The sequence below is a fragment of the Acinetobacter nosocomialis NIPH 2119 genome (assembly GCF_000368085.1).
In the GTDB taxonomy this organism is placed as follows: domain Bacteria; phylum Pseudomonadota; class Gammaproteobacteria; order Pseudomonadales; family Moraxellaceae; genus Acinetobacter; species Acinetobacter nosocomialis.
Window position 1 is genome coordinate 3,545,782 of the sequence record NZ_KB849239.1, and the last position, 19,019, is coordinate 3,564,800.

Consider the following 19,019-nt stretch of genomic DNA (forward strand, 5'->3'; position numbering starts at 1 on the left):
ACATGATGAAAGGTCAGCCATTTCATGTGAAATACCGTGAAATTATTCGCCGGATGAGTTTTCTAATCGGTGCATTGCTGGTCTTTCGACTAGGAGCGCATATTCCAGTACCAGGCATTAATAATGCTGCGTTAGAAAATTTATTTCATGCAAACCAAGGAACTATTCTTGGGCTATTCAATATGTTTTCTGGCGGTGCTTTAGAGCGAATGTCGATTCTTGCTTTAGGGATCATGCCTTATATTTCTGCATCTATTATTGTGCAGTTAATGTCAACAGTGATTCCTTCTCTTGAAGCCTTGAAAAAGGAAGGGGAGCAAGGTAAGCGAAAAATTAATCAATATACGCGTCAAGGTACATTACTACTTGCAGTGGTTCAGGCAGTAGGTATGTGTGCAGGCCTTATTGGTCAGGGTATTACTCTGTCTACAGGACTTGCATTCTATATACCTGCAGTTACATCACTTATCGCTGGAACTATGTTCTTAATGTGGTTAGGTGAACAAATCACTGAAAGAGGTATCGGTAATGGTATCTCAATGATTATTTTTGCAGGTATTGTAGCTGGTTTGCCTAAGTTAATTATGCAATCAGTGTCATCTGTAGATAATGGTCAAACAAGTTTAATTGGTCTTGTTATCTTTGGTCTTTTGTCTCTTGGTGTATTGGCTGCGATTGTGTTTATTGAAAAAGCACAGCGTCGTATTCCAGTAAACTATGCGCAGAAGCAGCAAGGGCGTCGTATATTTACAGCTCAGCAAACACATCTACCATTAAAAATTAATATGGCTGGTGTGATTCCTGCGATTTTTGCAAGTTCTTTACTATTGTTCCCAGCAAGTCTTGGACAATGGGTGGGTAGTGCAGATCCGAATGCTGGTTTAATTAAACGTAGCTTACAAGATTTAGCTTTGGTATTGTCGCCTGGACAGCCTTTGTATTTGGTGCTCTTTGGTGCGTTAATTATCTTTTTCTGTTACTTTTATACGGCTTTAGTATTTAGCCCTAAGGAAGTATCAGAAAATCTAAAACGCAGCGGAGCTTATGTGCCTGGTATTCGCCCAGGTGAGCAAACTGCTCGTTACTTAGATCATATTCTTAATCGTTTGACGTTTATTGGTGCGATTTATATTACAGTCATTTGTTTGATGCCAATGATTCTACAAAGTTCTTTTGGTATTCCATTCTATTTGGGTGGTACCTCATTACTGATCGTAGTCGTTGTTGTTATGGACTTTATGGCTCAGCTACAAGCGCATTTAACATCTCATCAATATGACAATCAAACATTAATGAGAAAAACGACTGCTCATCCTAAGGGATAAGCGCACTTAGAGGTTTCATCATGAAAGTACAAGCTTCTGTAAAGAAAATTTGTGGTAGCTGTAAAGTTATCCGTCGTAATGGGGTTATTCGCGTGATTTGTAGCGCAGAACCTCGTCATAAGCAGCGTCAAGGTTAATCTAATCAAGACCTGTTGATTTCAGTAGGCGAATTGGGTTAATATCCGCCCCTCAAGATTTTTGTGGGGCGGTTGATTATCTCTACTGCCTTTTTGGAGAAAAGTGAATGGCTCGTATTGCCGGTGTAAACATTCCGGATAACAAGCATGCTGTTATCTCCCTCACTTACATCTTTGGTATCGGTCGCCACACTGCTAAGAATATCTTAGCTACAGTTGGTATTACTGAGACTACTAAGATCCGTGAGTTGGACGATGCTCAGCTTGATGCGATTCGTGCAGAAGTTGCTAAGGTTCCTACCGAAGGTGACTTACGTCGCGAAATTTCCATGAACATTAAACGTTTAATGGATTTAGGTTGCTATCGTGGCCTTCGTCATCGTCGCAGCTTGCCTGTCCGTGGTCAACGCACCAAAACTAACGCACGTACCCGTAAAGGTCCGCGCAAACCGATTAAAAAGTAAGATTTCTGGAAGCTAAAAGATGGCTAAAGATACTCGCACACGCAAGAAGGTCACTCGTACCGTCTCTGAAGGTGTTGCACACATTCACGCGTCTTTTAATAACACCATTGTTACGATTACCGATCGTCAAGGTAATGCATTGGCTTGGGCCACCTCAGGTGGACAAGGCTTCCGTGGTTCACGTAAATCAACTCCGTTTGCTGCTCAGGTAGCTGCTGAAGTTGCTGGTAAAGCAGCTTTAGATTACGGTTTGAAAAACCTTGACGTCCTTGTAAAAGGTCCTGGTCCAGGTCGTGAGTCTGCGGTTCGTGCATTAGGCGCAGTGGGTTATAAGATTAACAGCATTACCGATGTGACTCCAATTCCTCACAACGGTTGCCGTCCACCTAAAAAACGTCGCGTGTAAGGAGAAACATTCATGGCTCGTTATATTGGTCCAAAATGCAAACTCTCTCGCCGCGAAGGGACAGACCTGCAACTTAAATCTGGCGTTAAACCATTTGACGTCAAAACAAAAAAAGCTAACAAAGCACCTGGTCAACACGGTCAGGCTCGCGGTGGTAAGCAATCTGAGTATTCACTACAATTACGTGAAAAACAAAAAGTCCGTCGTATTTACGGTGTGTTAGAGCGTCAATTTAGTAACTACTATAAAGAAGCAGCTCGTGTAAAAGGCGCAACTGGTGAGAACTTGTTGAAATTGCTTGAAAGCCGTCTTGATAACGTTGTTTATCGCATGGGTTTTGGTTCTACACGTGCAGAAGCTCGTCAGTTAGTAAGTCACCGTAGCATTACTTTGAATGGTCGTCGTGTAAACATCGCATCTATTCAAGTTAAAGCGGGTGATGTAATTGCGGTTCACGAAGGTGCTAAACAACAATTGCGTATCAAAAACGCGATTGAATTAGCTGCTCAACGTGGTATTCCAGCTTGGATTGATGTTGATCATTCTAAACTTGAAGGTACGTTTAAAGCTGCACCAGATCGTTCTGATTTACCTGCTGAAATCAACGAAAGCTTGATTGTAGAATTGTATTCTAAATAATCCTTGAGGTAGCAATAATGACGCGTACTGCAAACGAGTTTCTCACTCCGCAAGCGATCAAGGTCGAAGCGGTAAGCGGGACCTCGGCAAAAGTGATTCTAGAACCTTTAGAGCGTGGTTTTGGCCATACTCTAGGTAATGCTTTACGTCGCATTCTATTGTCTTCTTTACCTGGCGCTGCTGTGGTTGAAGTAGAGATAGAAGGTGTCGAGCACGAGTACAGTACTTTAGAAGGCTTGCAGCAGGACATCGTCGAGCTCTTGCTGAACCTAAAAGGATTGTCTATTAAGCTGTTCGATCAAAATGAAGCTTATTTAACATTAGAAAAACAAGGTCCTGGCGATATTACTGCTGCCGACCTTCGTTTACCTCATAATGTTGAAGTGGTTAACCCAGATCATTTAATCGGTACTTTGAGTGCTTCAGGTTCATTAAAAATGCGCTTGAAAGTTGCTCAAGGTCGTGGTTATGAAACTTCTGATTCTCGTTTCCCTGAAGGTGAAACACGTCCTGTAGGGCGTTTGCAATTAGATGCTTCTTATAGCCCAATTAAACGTGTTTCTTACACCGTTGAAAATGCGCGTGTTGAACAACGTACCGATTTAGATAAGCTGGTAATCGACCTTGAAACAAATGGAACGGTTGATCCTGAAGAAGCAATCCGCAAAGCGGCAACAATCTTGCAACAACAAATTGCAATTTTTGTTGATCTTCAGAAAGACCAAACTCCAGTTGCTCAAGAGCCTCGTGAAGAAGTTGACCCAATCTTGCTTCGCCCAGTAGATGATCTAGAGCTTACTGTTCGTTCTGCTAACTGTTTGAAAGCAGAAAATATTTACTACATTGGTGATCTCGTTCAACGTACTGAAGTTGAGTTGTTAAAAACTCCTAACCTTGGTAAAAAATCGTTAACAGAGATCAAAGATGTTTTGGCATCGAAAGGCTTACAACTCGGTATGCGTCTTGAAAACTGGCCACCAGCTAGTCTTCGTATGGACGACCGTTTTGCCTATCGTAGCCGTTAATTAAGTAGGACTATCACCATGCGTCATCGTAATAGTGGTGTGAAATTAGGCCGTACAAGCAGCCATCGTAAAGCGATGTTCCAAAACTTGGCTAATTCTTTATTTGAACACGAGTTGATCAAAACAACTGTTCCTAAAGCTAAAGAATTACGTCGTGTTGCTGAGCCTTTAATCACTCTAGCAAAAAACGATACTGTAGCAAATCGTCGTTTAGCATTTGCTCGTACTCGTAATGCTGCAACTGTTGGTAAATTATTTACCGTACTCGGCCCTCGTTACAAAGAACGTAACGGCGGTTATCTACGTGTTCTTAAAGCGGGCTTCCGTGCTGGTGATGCAGCACCGATGGCTTACGTTGAGCTTGTAGATCGTGAAGTGAACACTTCAGCTGAATAATTGATATTATTCGGAAAAGGCCGGCTTTATGCCGGTCTTTTTTATTTTCTGGGAACTATAAAAATAAAAAATGTCCTCAAGTGACATAAAAAAACGGATAAACGGTCAAACTTGACATTGTGTATTGTCAAAATTGTGCTTTAATAAAGTCATATTCTCAACAATGGGTATAAAAATAAAATGGAAAAGCAAGTTGATATTCTAATCATTGGTGCCGGCATTTCAGGAATCGGAGTGGCTGCCCATTTATCTAAAAATTCTCCACAACGTCAGTTTGAAATTTTAGAACGTCGTGAATCTTTTGGTGGGACTTGGGACCTCTTTCGTTATCCTGGTATTCGTTCAGACTCAGATATGTCAACTTTTGGTTTTAACTTTAAACCATGGCGTAAAGCAAATGTATTGGCTGATGGAGCTTCTATCAAAGGATATTTAGGCGAAGTTATTGATGAATTTAAATTAAAAGAAAAAATTCATTTTGGTCATCGTGTACTTTCTGCAAATTATGATTCTTCATCTAAGAAGTGGAATGTTGTTGTCGAAGACAGTAATAAAAAACAGCAGACTTGGGTAGCCAACTTTGTTGTAGGTTGTACAGGTTATTATAATTATGATCAAGGCTATGCGCCGACATTCCCAAATCAAGATGCTTTCAAAGGTCAACTTATTCATCCGCAGCATTGGCCAGAGAATTTAGACTACACGGGTAAGAAAGTAGTAATTATTGGTAGTGGAGCTACTGCAATTACTTTAGTACCAGCTATGTCAAAAGGTGGCGCAGGTCATGTGACGATGCTACAACGTTCACCGACTTATATTGCTTCTGTTCCGTCTATTGATTTCATCTATGAAAAAACACGTAGATTTATGTCTGAAGAGGCGGCTTATAAATTTACACGTGCACGTAATATTGGTATGCAGCGGGCAATTTATGCATTGTCTCAAAAGCATCCGAAGACAGTTCGTCGTTTACTCTTAAAAGCAATTGAAATGCAGCTTAAGGGTAAAGTAGATATGAAACATTTTACACCTTCATATAACCCTTGGGATCAGCGTTTGTGTGTGGTACCTGATGGTGATTTATTTAAAATTCTTCGTGAAGGTAAGGCGAGTGTTGAAACTGATCAAATTGAAAAATTTACTGAGACCGGTATTCAATTAAAATCAGGTAAACATCTTGATGCAGATATCATTGTTTCTGCAACTGGTTTACAGGTTCAAATCATGGGTGGTGTGCAGGCAACTATTGATGGAGAGCCAGTTAAATCATCTGAACACATGCTTTATAACGGCGTGATGCTCAGCGATGTACCAAATATGGCGATGATTATTGGCTATGTAAATGCTTCGTGGACATTAAAAGTTGATATTGCAGCAGATTATATCTGTCGTTTATTAAACTATATGGATAAGAATAATTATGATGAAGTCATCCCATTTGGTGATAAGACTGTGATGGAAGAGGACACAGTCATGGGTAGCTTATCATCTGGTTATATTAGTCGTGCTGCTGACGTGATTCCTAAACAAGGTAAACAAGCACCATGGCAGGTAACCAATAATTATCTTGAAGACCGAAAATCATTAAAAAATGCAAAATTTGATGATGGTGTTCTACGCTTTCATAAGCATTCAGAAGTTACTACACGTAAACCAAAATTAGTATCTTGATATTCAAAAATAAAAAGGAGGCTATAAGCCTCCTTTTTATTGTGAACATTAAAGAGTTCTAGAGATTAGTTCTTTCATAATTTCATTGGTACCTGCATAGATACGGTTTGCTCGGTGATCGATGTAAGCGCGAGCAATTGGATATTCCAGCATATAGCCATAACCACCATGTAATTGAAGACATTCATCTACAACTTTTGAGAACATATCTGAAATTTTATATTTTGCAGCAGCAGCTGCTTCAACACTCAATTTTTCATCGAGTTGTAATTCCATACAACGATCTAAATAGGTACGGCAGAAATCAATTTCTGTACGTAATTCTGCGAGTTTGAAACGTGTATTCTGGAAAGCACTAATTGGCTTGCCAAATGCTTTACGATCTTTTGTGTATTGAACAGTATGAGCAAACGCTGCTTCTGCACCAGCTTGGCAGATAATTGCCACCAACATACGCTCCCATGCTAATTCTTTCATGAGCATAATAAAGCCCATACCTTCCATGCCTAAAAGATTTTCTTTAGGAACACGGACGTTGTCGAAGAAAAGTTCACATGTATCTTGGCCTTTCATGCCAATTTTGTTGAGTGGCTTACCTTTAGTAAAACCTGCACGATCAGCTTCAACAATAATAAGTGATAAATTGGCAGAGCCTTTATCACTGTTGCCTGTTTTACAAACAACGATAGCCATATCGCACAAATAACCATTGGTAATAAATATTTTTGAACCATTAATGACATATTCATCGCCATCAAGAACAGCAGTCGTTCTCACAGCTTGTAAATCGGATCCTGTTCCTGGCTCGGTCATGGCAATCGCGGTTACTGTTTCACCAGTCGCCATTTTAGGGAGCCATTTTTGCTTTTGTTCTTCGTTTCCAAAGTTATTGATATAGTTCGCGACAATATCGGAATGCAGTGAAAAACCTGTACTTGAGTCCATTGCATAGGCTTGTTCTTCAATAAGAATCATACTGTATAGGCGGTCAACACCTGAGCCACCGTATTGTTCAGGCATGGTTGTGCACAGTAAGCCTAAGGCACCAGCTTTATTCCAAAGATCTCGGTCAACATGTTGTTGTTTTTCATATTTTTCAGTATTTGGTACCACTTCTTTTTCATAAAACTTGCGTACAGTTTCTCGGAAAGCTTCATGTTCTTCATTTAATAGACGGCGAGGTAACATATTTGGAATGGGACGAATAGCACCAGATTGCATTGTATTTCTTCCTTGGTTTGGGCTTGATGTTATAAGTCTAAACATACGGGAAGCTTACTAGGTCTAACAATGTGATGAATGCTCATTTATAGCTATGAAGTGATAAGTTTGGTCAATTTGAGATTTTTAGCGAACTTTCTTATGTGATCAGGTAAACTAGGCGCACTATCAACGCAGATGGGGAAATAAATGTCTGAAGAAATGACCTTGGAAGAACGTAAAGTAGTTTATCGCGCACGCCGCGGTTTAAAGGAAATTGATGTCTATTTTGACCCGTATGTGAAAAATTATTATTTAAAGGCAGATCCAGCAGAAAAAGCATTGTTTGCTGAATTAGTAGAGCAGGAAGATCCTGATTTACTTGATTGGTTTATGGAAGTATCTGAACCGCCACGTACAGAGTTACGTGATTTTATCCATAAATTAAAGCATTATGTTCATGGCTGATTAGTTTTGACCAACCATTTGAATTTCAAACTGAAATATAGCCGTTTTGCGATTATATTTCAGTTTTTTATTGGCTTAAGTTTGGCAGTTCTATTTTATCAACTCCTACCAATACTATGGTGGTTGGTTACGGTCAGTTTACTATTCATAAGTTTTATTTTCTTTTTAAAGCGGCCACAGCTCGCTCAAATTGCTCATTTAGATCAAAAATTATGGTCACTTAGCTTTCATTCAGAACAAACAATTTCTCGGGTAGAGATTTTAAAAATAATTGATTATCAGATTTTCATAGTGGTCTATTTTGAAGGGCGTAAGACATTAACTTCTGTTATTTGGTTTGATCAAATGCCTCTATCTCACTGGAAACAACTTAAAACCTTAGAAAAATTTTATTAATTGTTAGACAATTCTACATTTGTATATTTATTTAAAAGCATTAAAAATCAAATAATTAATATTTATTTCTTTTCATGAAATTTAAATTGTCTAGTTAAAATACAGAAAAAAGAGCAAGAAAGTTAATTGTCGGACAATTTCTCAATATGGTTATTATTCTATCGGTTAAAGTACAAACACCAACGTAAAGTGTGTCGGAGGTCTCAAATGGAGATGCCAACATGGTCGTTCTTGGTCATTGCCATCATTCTGGCAGTGGTGATAGGAAGAGCAGGAACTTTACTCAGGGAACATCTTAATAAAGCTAATTATAGCAAAGTTAAGAGACAGAGGATGCAAAGGTCGTCGGTCAGTCAATAGTTTAATTGGTTAATCGATTAATTTCATCAAGTGTCCAGTTTTACTGGGTGCGAATGTAGTAAGGAGGTCTCTCATGGAGATTTCAATGTGGATGTTTCTGTTAATTGCAGTTGTTATGGCTGTAGTAGTAGGAAGAGCAGGAACTTTACTCAAGGATTATATAGAACAACAATAATATAAGCCGTTAAAAGCTTATCCCAGTTAATAAGTAGCATGTGCTGAACCGTCGCAATGCTACTTTTTTTTGCCTAAAATTTTTGTTTGCCTGAAAAACTGTCAATTTTATCTGCTGTGAAGTGTGTCAAAGTATAAGCGCTACAATTAGAGTAATTACTCTTTTATTCAAGATATGCATCTGCTAATGTACATCTGAAAAGGAAAAAACAAATTACATCGAGGACAGGAAGATGTCTAAAGTCCAAAAAATAAGCCAAGGTTTGGCGATGAGTTTTCTTGCAGCTTCAGTTTTATCAGGTTGTTCATACGTCGTGAAAAGTGGAGCAAATGTTGCTTTAGGTTTTACGGAAAAGCACGTTGTTCCACCTATTTTAGCAATGCAAGATGCGGAAATGGTTTGTAATACTGGTAGTGCCTTAACTCCTGCAATCATGTCGACTAAGGGTATGGGTGCAGATCCTACTCGTGTTGCTGTCTTAATGTATGCTGCTTCAGGTGTATGCGCGGAAAACCAAGCATTAGAACAGGAGCTACGTTACTTGCGCGCTTCAAAAGCAGGACAGGTCACAGAAGCTCAAGATGCACGTATTGCGCAGAAGCGTTGGGCTGCTATTGCTGCTGAACGCCAATATACCGGCTATAAATTATTCGCTGATCGTTGGGAATCTAAATATAAGTACCATTTAGGTGACTCATGTCCAACTATGCGTAGTGATACTGATCAGACTGTATATCTACTTGGAATGATCAGCGGTCTTCAAGCGGTGACGAATGATATTAACTCAGGTGGTTCTGTCAATGTTCCGAAAGATATCGCTGCTATTGTAGAGCGTGGTATGGTCTGCCTTGATAACCAAAAGTTCTGGGGTGCACCAAATGCAACACGTGCGGTGATCTGGACTTTATTACCAGGGGCTAACGAAGGTAAGCCTGATCCGTATGAGACTTTAAAACAGTCAGTCCAAATTGGTGAACAAAAAGGTGTTCGTTTGTCTCACGCACTCTATGCTGTAGCTGCTCAGGCGAGTGGTGACGATGCAAAAATCCGTGATGCATTAAAAACATATGCAGCATCTCAAGCAGATGATAAACCAGTTAATCCGAACTTTAAGTTAATTGATAGTATGGCTGGTTTAATCGTTCGTGGCATTTCTGACCGTTACTGGACTGAGCATACCGGTGTTCGTACAGGCGATGGTGGTATGTCTCATTTCTGGGATGAGAAAAACGAAGGTTCAGCAGAACTGGATGAGTTATTTGATGGTGGGGCTGCCTCAGAAGTTCCAGCTGACTCAACAACTGCACCTGCACAGTAAAAAGATCTGAAGAAACTCACTCCTTGCGTTACTACTGATTTTCGTATTAATCGTAAGGAGTTCAGTTTTAAAAGGAGTGTGCTATGAAAGATCATGTACTCAATAAAAAAGTGCTTTTGGTCGCAGGGTGCATTTCTGTTTCTGCATGTCTGCAGGTATTTCCAGACTATTTTATTTATTGGCGCGAAAGCTTACTTGGTGAATTTTGGCGTTTGTGGACAGCACACTGGGTACATGTCGGCTGGATTCATTTTTTATTAAATATGATGGCATTTGCATGTTTGCCCTTCATATTTCCGCATACCAAAGTGTGGCATATTTTAAGTCTTCTTTTTCTTCTGCCGCCTTTTATTAGTTTGGTTTTCTATTTTTATTTGCCTTATATCGATGCATATGCCGGTCTATCTGGAGTGCTCCATGGGCTGTATACGGCTGTTGCTTTAGTTTATTTGCAATACCGTAAAGAGCGGAATTTTGCATTACTGGTTTTAGGTTTAATTATCGCCAAGCTAATTTGGGAAAATACATTTGGTCAAACAGGCACAGCACAGCTGATTGGAAGTCCTGTTTTAACCGAAGCTCATTTATATGGGGCGATAGGCGGTGCAATCTTTGGAGGATGCTATTGGCTAATACAAAGATTCAAATAGAAAGATTGACAATACAAACTGTTAAAAAAGAGATTTTAGTCATTCTTTATTGATAAAGTTTGATGCAAATTTGATCGTTGAATAAAGGGATTGGTAGAAGGGGAATGGACGATACCCCTGACCAAGGAAATTGCATGACTCAAAGCCTTTGTTATGAGGGATTTGAGAGAACAAAATTGGAATATTTATGCAAGAATATCAAGAAAAAAGATCTGGATTAGGTCTGCTGGGTTATGTATGGAACGAATGGATCTCAACATTCGTGATCCTCATTTTGTTATTAATGACGCTCATAATTGGTACCGGGGAAATGATCCACGGACAATTATTACGTATCGGGGAACGCCTTTATGGTGACCCTGCTTCAGGCATGCAATATTCGTTTTTGCGTGCTGAGCCTGAAAAGCCATCTTGTGATCGACACCCAAATATTGATGCTCAAGTAAAAGAGCAAATGAAAGCGAATGCATCTGATGATTTCGCAAGCTTCTTTGGTGCAGCTTCAGAAAGTGATGTCCGTGCATCCTTACTAGCAGCACAGCAGCAATGTGAAGATAAATATTTGGCTTATGATAAAACCATTAAATATATTGAAGCACATCCAGGGGTACGTACATATCGTACGATTGAAACGGGTTTCTTTGGTATATTTAAATTTGGTACAGAAAATCGCGCAATTTTGCTGGTCTTTATGGTTTTGATTTCAGCGATTACTGCATCGTTAAAGTTTCACCATATTGGTTTACGTAACCCTGCAACAAAGCTGGACTACAAAGTGTATGCCTTCTTTATGTTGCTTGGTAATGCATTGCTCAGTTCTTCAGTAATTAGCCAGTACCGTTCTGTGATTAATTCAGGGGTTTCTCCAACTCATGAAACAATCATTATTTATTGGTTATGGATGATCTTGTTTGTCATTCTGACCTTAATTAGCCTTTATCAGCTATTTGTTTCCCCTGCGCCAAAACGTGAGGGTGGCAATATTGGCCTAGCTTTATTATGTGTACCTTTGTATGCGTATATGGCTGTGATTACAGGTGTAGCTTTTACATTCTTTATGGATTATCCAATGGGCCAAGGGATTTACCTTGGTCAGTTGGTAGAGTTCTCGGGCATTTTCTTAAACCTTGCCTTATTTATTTGGGCGGGTATGTTACTCACACAAACACGTGTTATGGATTTATTCCTAAACGTACTTCGTCCATGGAACTTGGCCCCAGAAACTTTAACTTGGTTAATTTTAATCGCTGCTGCTGTGCCGACTGCTTATACGGGTGCTTCTGGAATTTTCGTAATCGCAGCCGGTGCGATTATTTATAAAGAAGTTTGGAATGCAGGTGCTCGCCGCCAATATGCACTCGCTGTATCTGCAATGTCTGGTTCACTAGGTGTAGTGGTGCGTCCTTGTCTTTTGGTGGTTTTAATTGCCATGTTGGACAGCCGCCATGTTACATCTGATGAATTGTTTGGACATGGTATTTATGTCTTCTGGTTAACTGCATTTATTTTCTTGGGTGTCTCTCTTTTCTTGGCAGAAGAGAAGTTCCGCGTGAACTCGCCGAAAGTAGCACTTCCAGGTATGGCACGAGCTTTCGTACCCGTTATTCCATATATCTTAATTACAGTAGTTGTTCTTGCATTTTATAAATATGCATTAGATACCGGAATGAACGAATTTACTGCACCAGTAATTCTGCCACTCGTGCTGATTGCGATGATCTTGTACGATAAAATGGTTATGCCTAAAGAGGCACCAGCTTTAAATATTCATGAAGCAATTATTCGTGAACATGAGAAAAAATCTCCGTTCTTACAATCACACGATCCGCATAGTTCACAGTTCCGTCTGGGTTTTGGTGGAGCATTACGTTTTGCAACATCAGAAACAGTTGGACATATTGGTGCACTTATTATTTTGATGGCATTGTCAGCAAGTGTGGGTGGTTTAATCGAGCGTACCGAAATTGTTGAAATGTTGCCGACTCATTTGGGTAATATTTATATTTCGCTAGCATTTATTGCATTACTACTTGCCATTATTGGTATGTGTACCGATCCATTTGGTGCGGTAATTTTAGTAGCAGCAACGATTGCACCTGTAGCCTACGAAAATGGTATTCATCCAATTCACTTCTGGATGATTGTATTGGTTGCATTCGAGTTTGGTTATGTAACCCCACCAGTTGCCTTGAACCATCTATTGACGCGGTTATCCGTTGGTGATGATGAGGTAAATGCTGCCGATGCAGAAGCGAAAGAGAAATATACAAGTTTCTATTACCGTTATGAACGTTGGTTATTACCAATTATTGTTTTGTTCTCATCATTGGTATTAGTCACTTATGCTCCATTAGTACTCAAACTATTTGGTTGGTACCAATAATCTAAATACGTAAGCTCAATAAAAACACTCTCTTTAAGGAGGGTGTTTTTTTATGTGGTAGTTATTTTGATATAAAAATTCTTAATAAATAAAAAGCTAGTTCAGAGTGAACTAGCTTTTTGCATCATAATGAGATTTAAATAAATACTATTGCTGTTTAACCTGAGCTTCAAGGAGTTTTACTTGCTCTTCTTTTAATTTAATGAGTTGGTCTGCATCGGCATGCTGGGCTTTTAGTGTTGCTTCCTGATCTTGCAGCTGCTGATGAATGTCATTAAGTTTAGAAACTTCTTCTTTTGCTAAAGACTCTTGCGCAGGTACAGGCTGTTTGAGCACATCTTCATTTACAAGTTGCTGCGAGTTAGCAGTGTGTGTTTGAGCTACAGGCTCCGAACTTGCAGATGGTTGTGTAGTTTTTTGAGGTACAGGTGTCGAGGCTGGTTGAGGATCAACCATTGGCGTTGACGATTCAGTTTTTTTGAAAAACCATTGTGCTGCGAAAAAAAGCACTACGAGAATGCTTAAGCCCCCAATTAAAATCCACAATAATTTTGAGTTTTGTTTTCTTTGTAGTGGCATGTCTAAGACCTTTAGTCAGAACGACGAGGCTTGAACTGTATTACTCCAACTTCATCAGGTATAGCAGGCGTTTCGGGCTCATCAACATGAGTCGGTCGATTTTCGCTATATCCGCATTCGATACATTCAATCCATTCGTCTTCAACGGTGGTTAGCATGACAATCCGATCAATGGCTTCACATTTTGGACATTTAGCTCCAGCAATGAAACGTTTCTTCATCTTTATCACCCTAACCACACGATCAATTTAGGCCCATAGTTTAAGCGGTTTTATTGTCATTCGTCCAACCTTGATGACGTAACAATGCATCAATTTTTGGCTCACGACCGCGGAAATTCACAAATGCTTCAAGAGCAGTGTCTTTTCCACCTACAGCTAAAATTGCTTGGCGGAATTCTTTACCTGTTTGAGTATTGAAAATACCTTCATTTTCGAAACGGTCAAATGCGTCACTTGCTAAAACTTCCGCCCATTTGTAAGAGTAGTAACCCGCTGCGTAGCCGCCTGCAAAAATATGACTAAAGCTATGTTGGAAACGATTGTATTCAACAGTTGGAACCACTGCATATTGTTTACGAATAGCATCTAAAGTCTGTTGAATTTGCTCACTATTTAATGCAGGTGTTTTGGTATGAATGGTTAAATCAAACAATGCAAATTCAAGCTGACGTAAAGTTTGCATACCAGACTGGAAGAAACGTGCATTTAATAAAGCATCAAGTAACTCTTGAGGTAAGGTCTGCTTGCTCTCAATATGCTCACTTAAAACATCCAGACTTTCTTTATCCCATGACCAAAACTCCATAAACTGACTTGGTAACTCGACTGCATCCCAAGCAACGCCGTGAGTACCTGCAACCGAAATATTATCTACTTCAGTGAGCATATGGTGTAAGCCATGGCCAAATTCGTGGAATAAGGTGATGACTTCATCATGAGTTAATAAGGCAGGCTGGTTACCTACAGGTGGTGTGAAGTTACACACCATATAGCAAATTGGTTTTTGTAAACCATGAACAGTTTGCATACGTGAGCGGAAGCCACTCATCCATGCACCGCCGCGTTTACCTGTACGTGCATATAAATCAAAGTAGAATCCACCAATCACTTGGCCTTGGTCTTCTAACTCAAAATAACGTGCATCTGGATGCCAAACTGGAGCTTCACGTTCAACAATATTAATACCGTATAGGCGCTGCACAATCTGGAATAAACCCTGAATGACTTTCGGAGCAGGGAAATAAGGCTTTAATGCTTCTTGTGACAAATTGAACTGTTGTTGTTTAAGCTTTTCAGAATAGTAAGTGGTATCCCAAGGTTTGAGTTCATCAATCCCATCTTGTTTGGCAATGGCTTGTAGCTCAGCAACTTCTTGGAGAGCAGGGGTACGTGCATGCTCAGCTAAGTCGGCTAAAAAGTCATGAACAGTTTTAACATCTGGAGCCATTTTACTAGCAAGAGAATATTCAGCGTAGTTATTGAAACCAAGTAGTTTTGCCATCTCTTGGCGAAGGCTCAAGATTTCTTCCATAATCTTGCTGTTATCAAATTCTGTTTGTTCAGATTGATCTGATGCACGAGTGACATAAGCTTTATAAAGCTCTTCTCGCAAAGCACGATCATCTGCGTAGGTCATAATGGCAAAATAAGCTGGGAAATCTAAAGTTGCTACTGCTTGATCAAGCTCACGCTGTTTGCCGTACTGTTTTAATAACTCAACATTACTTTCTGGGAGACCTTTTAGCTGATCTTCTGTCAGTGGTTTAAAATAAGCCTGTGTCGCATCAAGCACATGGTTTGAGAAGTCCGAAGAAAGCTGTGAAAGACGTGCAGAAATTTCTGCATAGCGTTTTTTCTCTTCACCTTCTAAAGCAACGCCAGAAAGTTTAAAGTCACGTAATGCAAGGCGGATCGCACTTTGTTTTGCGGGGCTTAACGTTGAATAGCTCTGACCATCATGAATGTGTTGATAAGTCTGGTACAGTGCCGTATGTTGGCCAAGCTGAGTGTAATATTCACTTAAAGCAGGTAAGAGCGACTGGTAGACCTCTCTAGTTTCAGCATTACTCATCACAGCATTTAAATGTGACAACACTCCCCATGATTCACTGAGGTTATTTTCAAGTGCATCAATTTGTTCAAGCACGGCAAGTTGCTGATCTGTCTCGGATGGTGCAGCCGTAAGGGTATTTAAGAACTCTTGTCCTGCTTGAATCGCTTGTTGAATATCTTGTTTTAAATTATCTAATGTAATTTGGTCAAAGCGGGGAGTAGGTAGAGTCGCTTGCTGTAAAGTCATTGCTAATAGCCACATTATTTTTTAAACATAGTATTAGATGTAGGTATTGTTAGGCAGGAAATCAAGCTTAATTTGAAAATAAACGTTTTAAAAGTATTAAGCCCCCATGCTTGGGAGCTTAATAAAAGGGAATAGAAACACCTATGAATTAGTCAGCCTTAGACTTGGCATTCGACTTTTTCTTTTTGGGTTTCGCTTTTTTCTTTACTTTTTCTGGCTTGGCTTCTGCTTTCGTAGAGGTTTTTTTGCCAGACTTTTTACTATATGAACTAGGTTTACCTTTTTCCTTCTTTTTACGGACAGGTTTTTCACCATCATTCGAAGGAGTAGATGGTTTACCAAAAACTTCTTCAGTTGCTTGTGCCGCTGTTCTGGTTGTGCGTGGGGCACGACTACGAACTACTCGTCCAGCATGTGTCACTTGCTGAATAAGTTGGAAATCGATCTTACGTTCTTCTAGATTTACACCAGCAACCTGAATTTTAACTTCATCGCCTAAACCGAAAACCTGACCACGATTTTGTCCAATAAGGTTTTGACTCGCTTGATCATAAATAAAGAAATCATCGCCGAGTTGGCTAATATGAATCATGCCATCAACATATAAGTCTTTAAGAGTAACGAATAGACCAAATTCAGTGACAGCACTCACAATACCAATGAACTCATCACCTAAGTGCTGTTGCATGTAGTGGCACTTTAACCAAGTCGTTACACTACGAGATGCTTCATCAGCACGACGCTCGGTTTGAGAGAAATGTTCACCAGCATCATCTAAAGCCGCACCAGAAAGCGGATAAGGCTTTTGTTTAAGATGCGCTTTAATGGCACGATGTAACAATAAATCTGGGTAGCGGCGAATTGGTGAAGTGAAGTGTGTATAAGCTTCATAAGCTAAACCATAGTGACCGGCATTTTTTGCACCATAGTAAGCTTGCATCATTGAGCGTAATAACACTGCATGAATGCTTGGCGCATCAATGCGGTCTTTAGTTGCCTCAATAACTTTTTGATAATCTGCTTGAGTTGGTTGGTCGGGGAACGGTAAGCCAAGAAGTTTTACAAAGTCTTTTACTTTCTGAATACGTGAGAACTCAGGCGCTTCGTGTACGCGATATAACATTGGAATATCATGTTCTAATGCATATTCAGCCGCAGCAACGTTAGCAAGCAACATACATTCTTCAATCAGTTTGTGTGCTTCATTACGTGTACGTGGCAAAATTTCTTTAATTCCGCCCAGCTCATCAAAAGTCATGTACGTTTCAATGGTTTCAAACTCCATTGCATGACGATCAGCACGTAAATTTTTCAAAATCTGATAAAGCTGGAAAAGCGTATTTAGCGATTTGTGAATATCACGATCTTTTGGAATTGCGTCAGTTGCACCGTCAAAGTATTGCGCTACCTGTGTATAGGTCAAACGCGCTTTTGAATGCATTACCGATGGATAAAACTCATAACCAGTTACGCGGCCCGTACGTGAGAGCTTCAAGTCACAGACCATACATAAACGATCTACGTGTGGGTTAAGTGAGCACAATCCATTTGATAATGCTTCTGGTAGCATTGGTAAAACAAAATGAGGGAAGTAAACTGACGTACCACGTTCTTCTGCTTCTTCATTTAGTGCCGAGCCTAGGCGTACATAGTGGCTTACATCAGCAATTGCTACAACAACGCGATAACCGCCACCAGGACGTTTTTCTGCATACACAGCATCATCGAAATCTCGAGCATCTTCACCATCGATTGTGACGAGTGCTAAATCTCTTAAATCAACTCGACCTTCACGGTCTTGTGCAGAAGGTTCCTTAAAACTTTCTGCTTCTTTTATAACTTCATCTGGGAATTCATAAGGCAAGCCAAACTCAAGAATGGTTTGTGGGATAATAATTTCTGTATCCGCTTTATCGGCCATAGATTGAATAATATGCGCCGTAGCAAACTCTTCGCGGGTTGGATAGGTATCGATAGCAACACGAAGCATATCGCCAACATTTGCTTTGGCATGTGCAACTAATTCTTTTTCTAATGGGATAGGTTGATGCTGATTTGGATTATTGGGTTGAATAAAGTATTCACCCTCGTGTATCGACAATTTACCAATTAACTGTTTTACACGGTGTTGGAGAACCTCGGTAATGAAACCCCACGGTTTACCTTTTCGGTCTACTGAGGTCTGCCGAACTCGGACGCGATCGCCGTTAAAGACTAAACGTAACTCGCGCTCAGGAAGCAAAAGATCATCTTGGCCATCAATATGTGCAGTGCCTAAACCTTTACTATTAATATAGACAGTGGCTTCATAGGTTGGTTGGTCTGCCACTAACTGAAACTTGAACCCTTCTTTCATGATTTGGCCATCACGAACCATTGCACTTAAGCGATGGCTTAAAGCTTCGATACTTTTTTGGTCTTGAATATGAAAATGGTCAACAAGTTCTGCATGAGATTGCGGCGTTTGCAATTGTTCCAACGTATCTAATATTAGAGTACGGCTTGGAATAGGATTGTCATAACGTTCAGCTTCAGCTTTCGCTTCGGGATCAGCCCAGTTTTTTGTCATGTCTTTTGGTTTCACGCTTGGCAGATAAGTTTAGCATAAGTCATGCAGACCCGAACTGCACGTTTAGGTTTGCAATAATGTGTTATGCGCTACTGTATTTTAATGAAGAAATAATATCTATCTTAACAAGCGTTTGATCGAAAAAGACGAAAATAATAAGGAAATTGCTTAAAAAATAATTCATTGAACGAAAAAATAAGAAAATTTAAGTATGATGACTTGAACAATAAGGTTTTAGTTTGTATTATGGCGGCTCGTTCCGGTGAGGTGGATGAGTGGCTGAAATCACTTCCCTGCTAAGGAAGCATACCTATTACTGGTATCGAGGGTTCGAATCCCTCTCTCACCGCCATTTACTTAATGCGCTCATAGCTCAGCTGGATAGAGCACTTGGCTACGAACTAAGGGGTCGGGAGTTCGAATCTCTCTGAGCGCACCAAGTAAAAACAGAACGAATCGCTGAAAAGCACACAAGTTACGCGCTCATAGCTCAGCTGGATAGAGCACTTGGCTACGAACTAAGGGGTCGGGAGTTCGAATCTCTCTGAGCGCACCAA

The 19,019-nt window shown here is 40.0% G+C and carries 18 protein-coding genes and 3 tRNA genes; 16 read left to right on the forward strand and 5 right to left on the reverse strand.

Features of this window, described 5'->3' with window-relative positions; all coding sequences use genetic code 11:
• Nucleotides 1-5: 5 nt before the first annotated feature.
• The 8 genes from secY to F984_RS20495 all read left to right on the forward strand — a co-directional run bounded on the left by secY (nucleotide 6) and on the right by F984_RS20495 (nucleotide 6,063).
• The gene (gene secY / locus F984_RS20460; protein ID WP_170318186.1) at nucleotides 6-1,325 is read left to right on the forward strand and encodes a preprotein translocase subunit SecY; all 1,320 of its coding nucleotides are present in this window, start codon (nucleotides 6-8) and stop codon (nucleotides 1,323-1,325) included.
• A 20-nt stretch (nucleotides 1,326-1,345) separates the two neighbouring features.
• Nucleotides 1,346-1,462, forward strand: a complete 117-nt coding sequence (gene rpmJ / locus F984_RS20465) for a 50S ribosomal protein L36 (protein ID WP_000867907.1) — start codon at nucleotides 1,346-1,348, stop codon at nucleotides 1,460-1,462.
• 107 nt (nucleotides 1,463-1,569) lie between these two features.
• A complete protein-coding gene (gene rpsM, locus F984_RS20470; RefSeq protein ID WP_000090816.1) occupies nucleotides 1,570-1,926 on the forward strand; it encodes a 30S ribosomal protein S13 in 357 nt (118 codons plus the stop codon).
• 19 nt (nucleotides 1,927-1,945) lie between these two features.
• On the forward strand, nucleotides 1,946-2,332 hold the full coding sequence (gene rpsK, locus F984_RS20475) for a 30S ribosomal protein S11 (protein ID WP_001040166.1): 387 nt from the start codon (nucleotides 1,946-1,948) through the stop codon (nucleotides 2,330-2,332).
• Between the two features lie 12 nt (nucleotides 2,333-2,344).
• The gene (rpsD, locus tag F984_RS20480; protein WP_002049716.1) at nucleotides 2,345-2,971 is read left to right on the forward strand and encodes a 30S ribosomal protein S4; all 627 of its coding nucleotides are present in this window, start codon (nucleotides 2,345-2,347) and stop codon (nucleotides 2,969-2,971) included.
• A gap of 17 nt (nucleotides 2,972-2,988) precedes the next feature.
• Nucleotides 2,989-3,996 carry a DNA-directed RNA polymerase subunit alpha gene (locus F984_RS20485; RefSeq protein ID WP_002049752.1) on the forward strand — a complete coding sequence of 336 codons (1,008 nt, stop codon included), beginning with the start codon at nucleotides 2,989-2,991 and terminating at the stop codon, nucleotides 3,994-3,996.
• A gap of 18 nt (nucleotides 3,997-4,014) precedes the next feature.
• A complete protein-coding gene (gene rplQ, locus F984_RS20490) occupies nucleotides 4,015-4,392 on the forward strand; it encodes a 50S ribosomal protein L17 (RefSeq protein WP_002049717.1) in 378 nt (125 codons plus the stop codon).
• A gap of 180 nt (nucleotides 4,393-4,572) precedes the next feature.
• Nucleotides 4,573-6,063, forward strand: coding sequence for a flavin-containing monooxygenase (locus F984_RS20495; RefSeq protein WP_004711820.1), 1,491 nt, complete (start codon nucleotides 4,573-4,575; stop codon nucleotides 6,061-6,063).
• A gap of 48 nt (nucleotides 6,064-6,111) precedes the next feature.
• Here F984_RS20495 and F984_RS20500 read toward each other — a convergent pair whose 3' ends face one another.
• A complete protein-coding gene (locus F984_RS20500) occupies nucleotides 6,112-7,284 on the reverse strand; it encodes an acyl-CoA dehydrogenase family protein (RefSeq protein WP_002049748.1) in 1,173 nt (390 codons plus the stop codon).
• Nucleotides 7,285-7,473: 189 nt separating this feature from the next.
• Between F984_RS20500 and F984_RS20505 the strand changes: the two genes are divergently transcribed.
• The 5 genes from F984_RS20505 to F984_RS20520 all read left to right on the forward strand — a co-directional run bounded on the left by F984_RS20505 (nucleotide 7,474) and on the right by F984_RS20520 (nucleotide 13,013).
• A complete protein-coding gene (locus F984_RS20505; protein WP_002049719.1) occupies nucleotides 7,474-7,731 on the forward strand; it encodes an FAD assembly factor SdhE in 258 nt (85 codons plus the stop codon).
• 6 nt (nucleotides 7,732-7,737) lie between these two features.
• Nucleotides 7,738-8,127: a hypothetical protein gene (locus F984_RS0104115; protein WP_025469375.1), complete on the forward strand. Its 390-nt coding sequence runs from the start codon at nucleotides 7,738-7,740 to the stop codon at nucleotides 8,125-8,127.
• Nucleotides 8,128-8,894: 767 nt separating this feature from the next.
• Entirely contained in the window at nucleotides 8,895-9,980 is a 1,086-nt protein-coding gene (locus F984_RS20510; RefSeq protein WP_002049690.1) for a hypothetical protein, read from the forward strand.
• Between the two features lie 83 nt (nucleotides 9,981-10,063).
• Nucleotides 10,064-10,630, forward strand: a complete 567-nt coding sequence (gene rrtA / locus F984_RS20515; protein ID WP_004711824.1) for a rhombosortase — start codon at nucleotides 10,064-10,066, stop codon at nucleotides 10,628-10,630.
• Between the two features lie 187 nt (nucleotides 10,631-10,817).
• Entirely contained in the window at nucleotides 10,818-13,013 is a 2,196-nt protein-coding gene (locus F984_RS20520) for a TRAP transporter large permease subunit (RefSeq protein ID WP_004711827.1), read from the forward strand.
• A gap of 147 nt (nucleotides 13,014-13,160) precedes the next feature.
• Here F984_RS20520 and F984_RS20525 read toward each other — a convergent pair whose 3' ends face one another.
• From F984_RS20525 to rnr, 4 genes are all read right to left on the reverse strand, one after another.
• Nucleotides 13,161-13,592, reverse strand: coding sequence for a hypothetical protein (locus F984_RS20525; RefSeq protein WP_004711828.1), 432 nt, complete (start codon nucleotides 13,590-13,592; stop codon nucleotides 13,161-13,163).
• Nucleotides 13,593-13,603: 11 nt separating this feature from the next.
• The gene (locus F984_RS20530; RefSeq protein ID WP_004711830.1) at nucleotides 13,604-13,813 is read right to left on the reverse strand and encodes a YheV family putative zinc ribbon protein; all 210 of its coding nucleotides are present in this window, start codon (nucleotides 13,811-13,813) and stop codon (nucleotides 13,604-13,606) included.
• A gap of 40 nt (nucleotides 13,814-13,853) precedes the next feature.
• Nucleotides 13,854-15,908, reverse strand: a complete 2,055-nt coding sequence (locus F984_RS20535; RefSeq protein WP_004711831.1) for a M3 family metallopeptidase — start codon at nucleotides 15,906-15,908, stop codon at nucleotides 13,854-13,856.
• Between the two features lie 133 nt (nucleotides 15,909-16,041).
• Entirely contained in the window at nucleotides 16,042-18,462 is a 2,421-nt protein-coding gene (gene rnr, locus F984_RS20540) for a ribonuclease R (protein WP_004711833.1), read from the reverse strand.
• A gap of 261 nt (nucleotides 18,463-18,723) precedes the next feature.
• Between rnr and F984_RS20545 the strand changes: the two genes are divergently transcribed.
• From F984_RS20545 to F984_RS20555, 3 genes are all read left to right on the forward strand, one after another.
• Nucleotides 18,724-18,814, forward strand: a tRNA-Ser gene (locus F984_RS20545).
• A 10-nt stretch (nucleotides 18,815-18,824) separates the two neighbouring features.
• Nucleotides 18,825-18,901, forward strand: a tRNA-Arg gene (locus F984_RS20550).
• A gap of 40 nt (nucleotides 18,902-18,941) precedes the next feature.
• Nucleotides 18,942-19,018: transfer RNA gene (locus tag F984_RS20555), tRNA-Arg, on the forward strand.
• Nucleotide 19,019 lies beyond the last annotated feature (1 nt).

Coding starts and splice junctions, on each gene's coding strand:
- secY (WP_170318186.1), top strand. CDS start 6: ATGAAAGGTCAGCCATTTCATGTGAAATACCGTGAAATTATTCGCCGG.
- rpmJ (WP_000867907.1), top strand. CDS start 1,346: ATGAAAGTACAAGCTTCTGTAAAGAAAATTTGTGGTAGCTGTAAAGTT.
- rpsM (WP_000090816.1), top strand. CDS start 1,570: ATGGCTCGTATTGCCGGTGTAAACATTCCGGATAACAAGCATGCTGTT.
- rpsK (WP_001040166.1), top strand. CDS start 1,946: ATGGCTAAAGATACTCGCACACGCAAGAAGGTCACTCGTACCGTCTCT.
- rpsD (WP_002049716.1), top strand. CDS start 2,345: ATGGCTCGTTATATTGGTCCAAAATGCAAACTCTCTCGCCGCGAAGGG.
- F984_RS20485 (WP_002049752.1), top strand. CDS start 2,989: ATGACGCGTACTGCAAACGAGTTTCTCACTCCGCAAGCGATCAAGGTC.
- rplQ (WP_002049717.1), top strand. CDS start 4,015: ATGCGTCATCGTAATAGTGGTGTGAAATTAGGCCGTACAAGCAGCCAT.
- F984_RS20495 (WP_004711820.1), top strand. CDS start 4,573: ATGGAAAAGCAAGTTGATATTCTAATCATTGGTGCCGGCATTTCAGGA.
- F984_RS20500 (WP_002049748.1), bottom strand. CDS start 7,284: ATGCAATCTGGTGCTATTCGTCCCATTCCAAATATGTTACCTCGCCGT.
- F984_RS20505 (WP_002049719.1), top strand. CDS start 7,474: ATGTCTGAAGAAATGACCTTGGAAGAACGTAAAGTAGTTTATCGCGCA.
- F984_RS20510 (WP_002049690.1), top strand. CDS start 8,895: ATGTCTAAAGTCCAAAAAATAAGCCAAGGTTTGGCGATGAGTTTTCTT.
- rrtA (WP_004711824.1), top strand. CDS start 10,064: ATGAAAGATCATGTACTCAATAAAAAAGTGCTTTTGGTCGCAGGGTGC.
- F984_RS20520 (WP_004711827.1), top strand. CDS start 10,818: ATGCAAGAATATCAAGAAAAAAGATCTGGATTAGGTCTGCTGGGTTAT.
- F984_RS20525 (WP_004711828.1), bottom strand. CDS start 13,592: ATGCCACTACAAAGAAAACAAAACTCAAAATTATTGTGGATTTTAATT.
- F984_RS20530 (WP_004711830.1), bottom strand. CDS start 13,813: ATGAAGAAACGTTTCATTGCTGGAGCTAAATGTCCAAAATGTGAAGCC.
- F984_RS20535 (WP_004711831.1), bottom strand. CDS start 15,908: ATGTGGCTATTAGCAATGACTTTACAGCAAGCGACTCTACCTACTCCC.
- rnr (WP_004711833.1), bottom strand. CDS start 18,462: ATGACAAAAAACTGGGCTGATCCCGAAGCGAAAGCTGAAGCTGAACGT.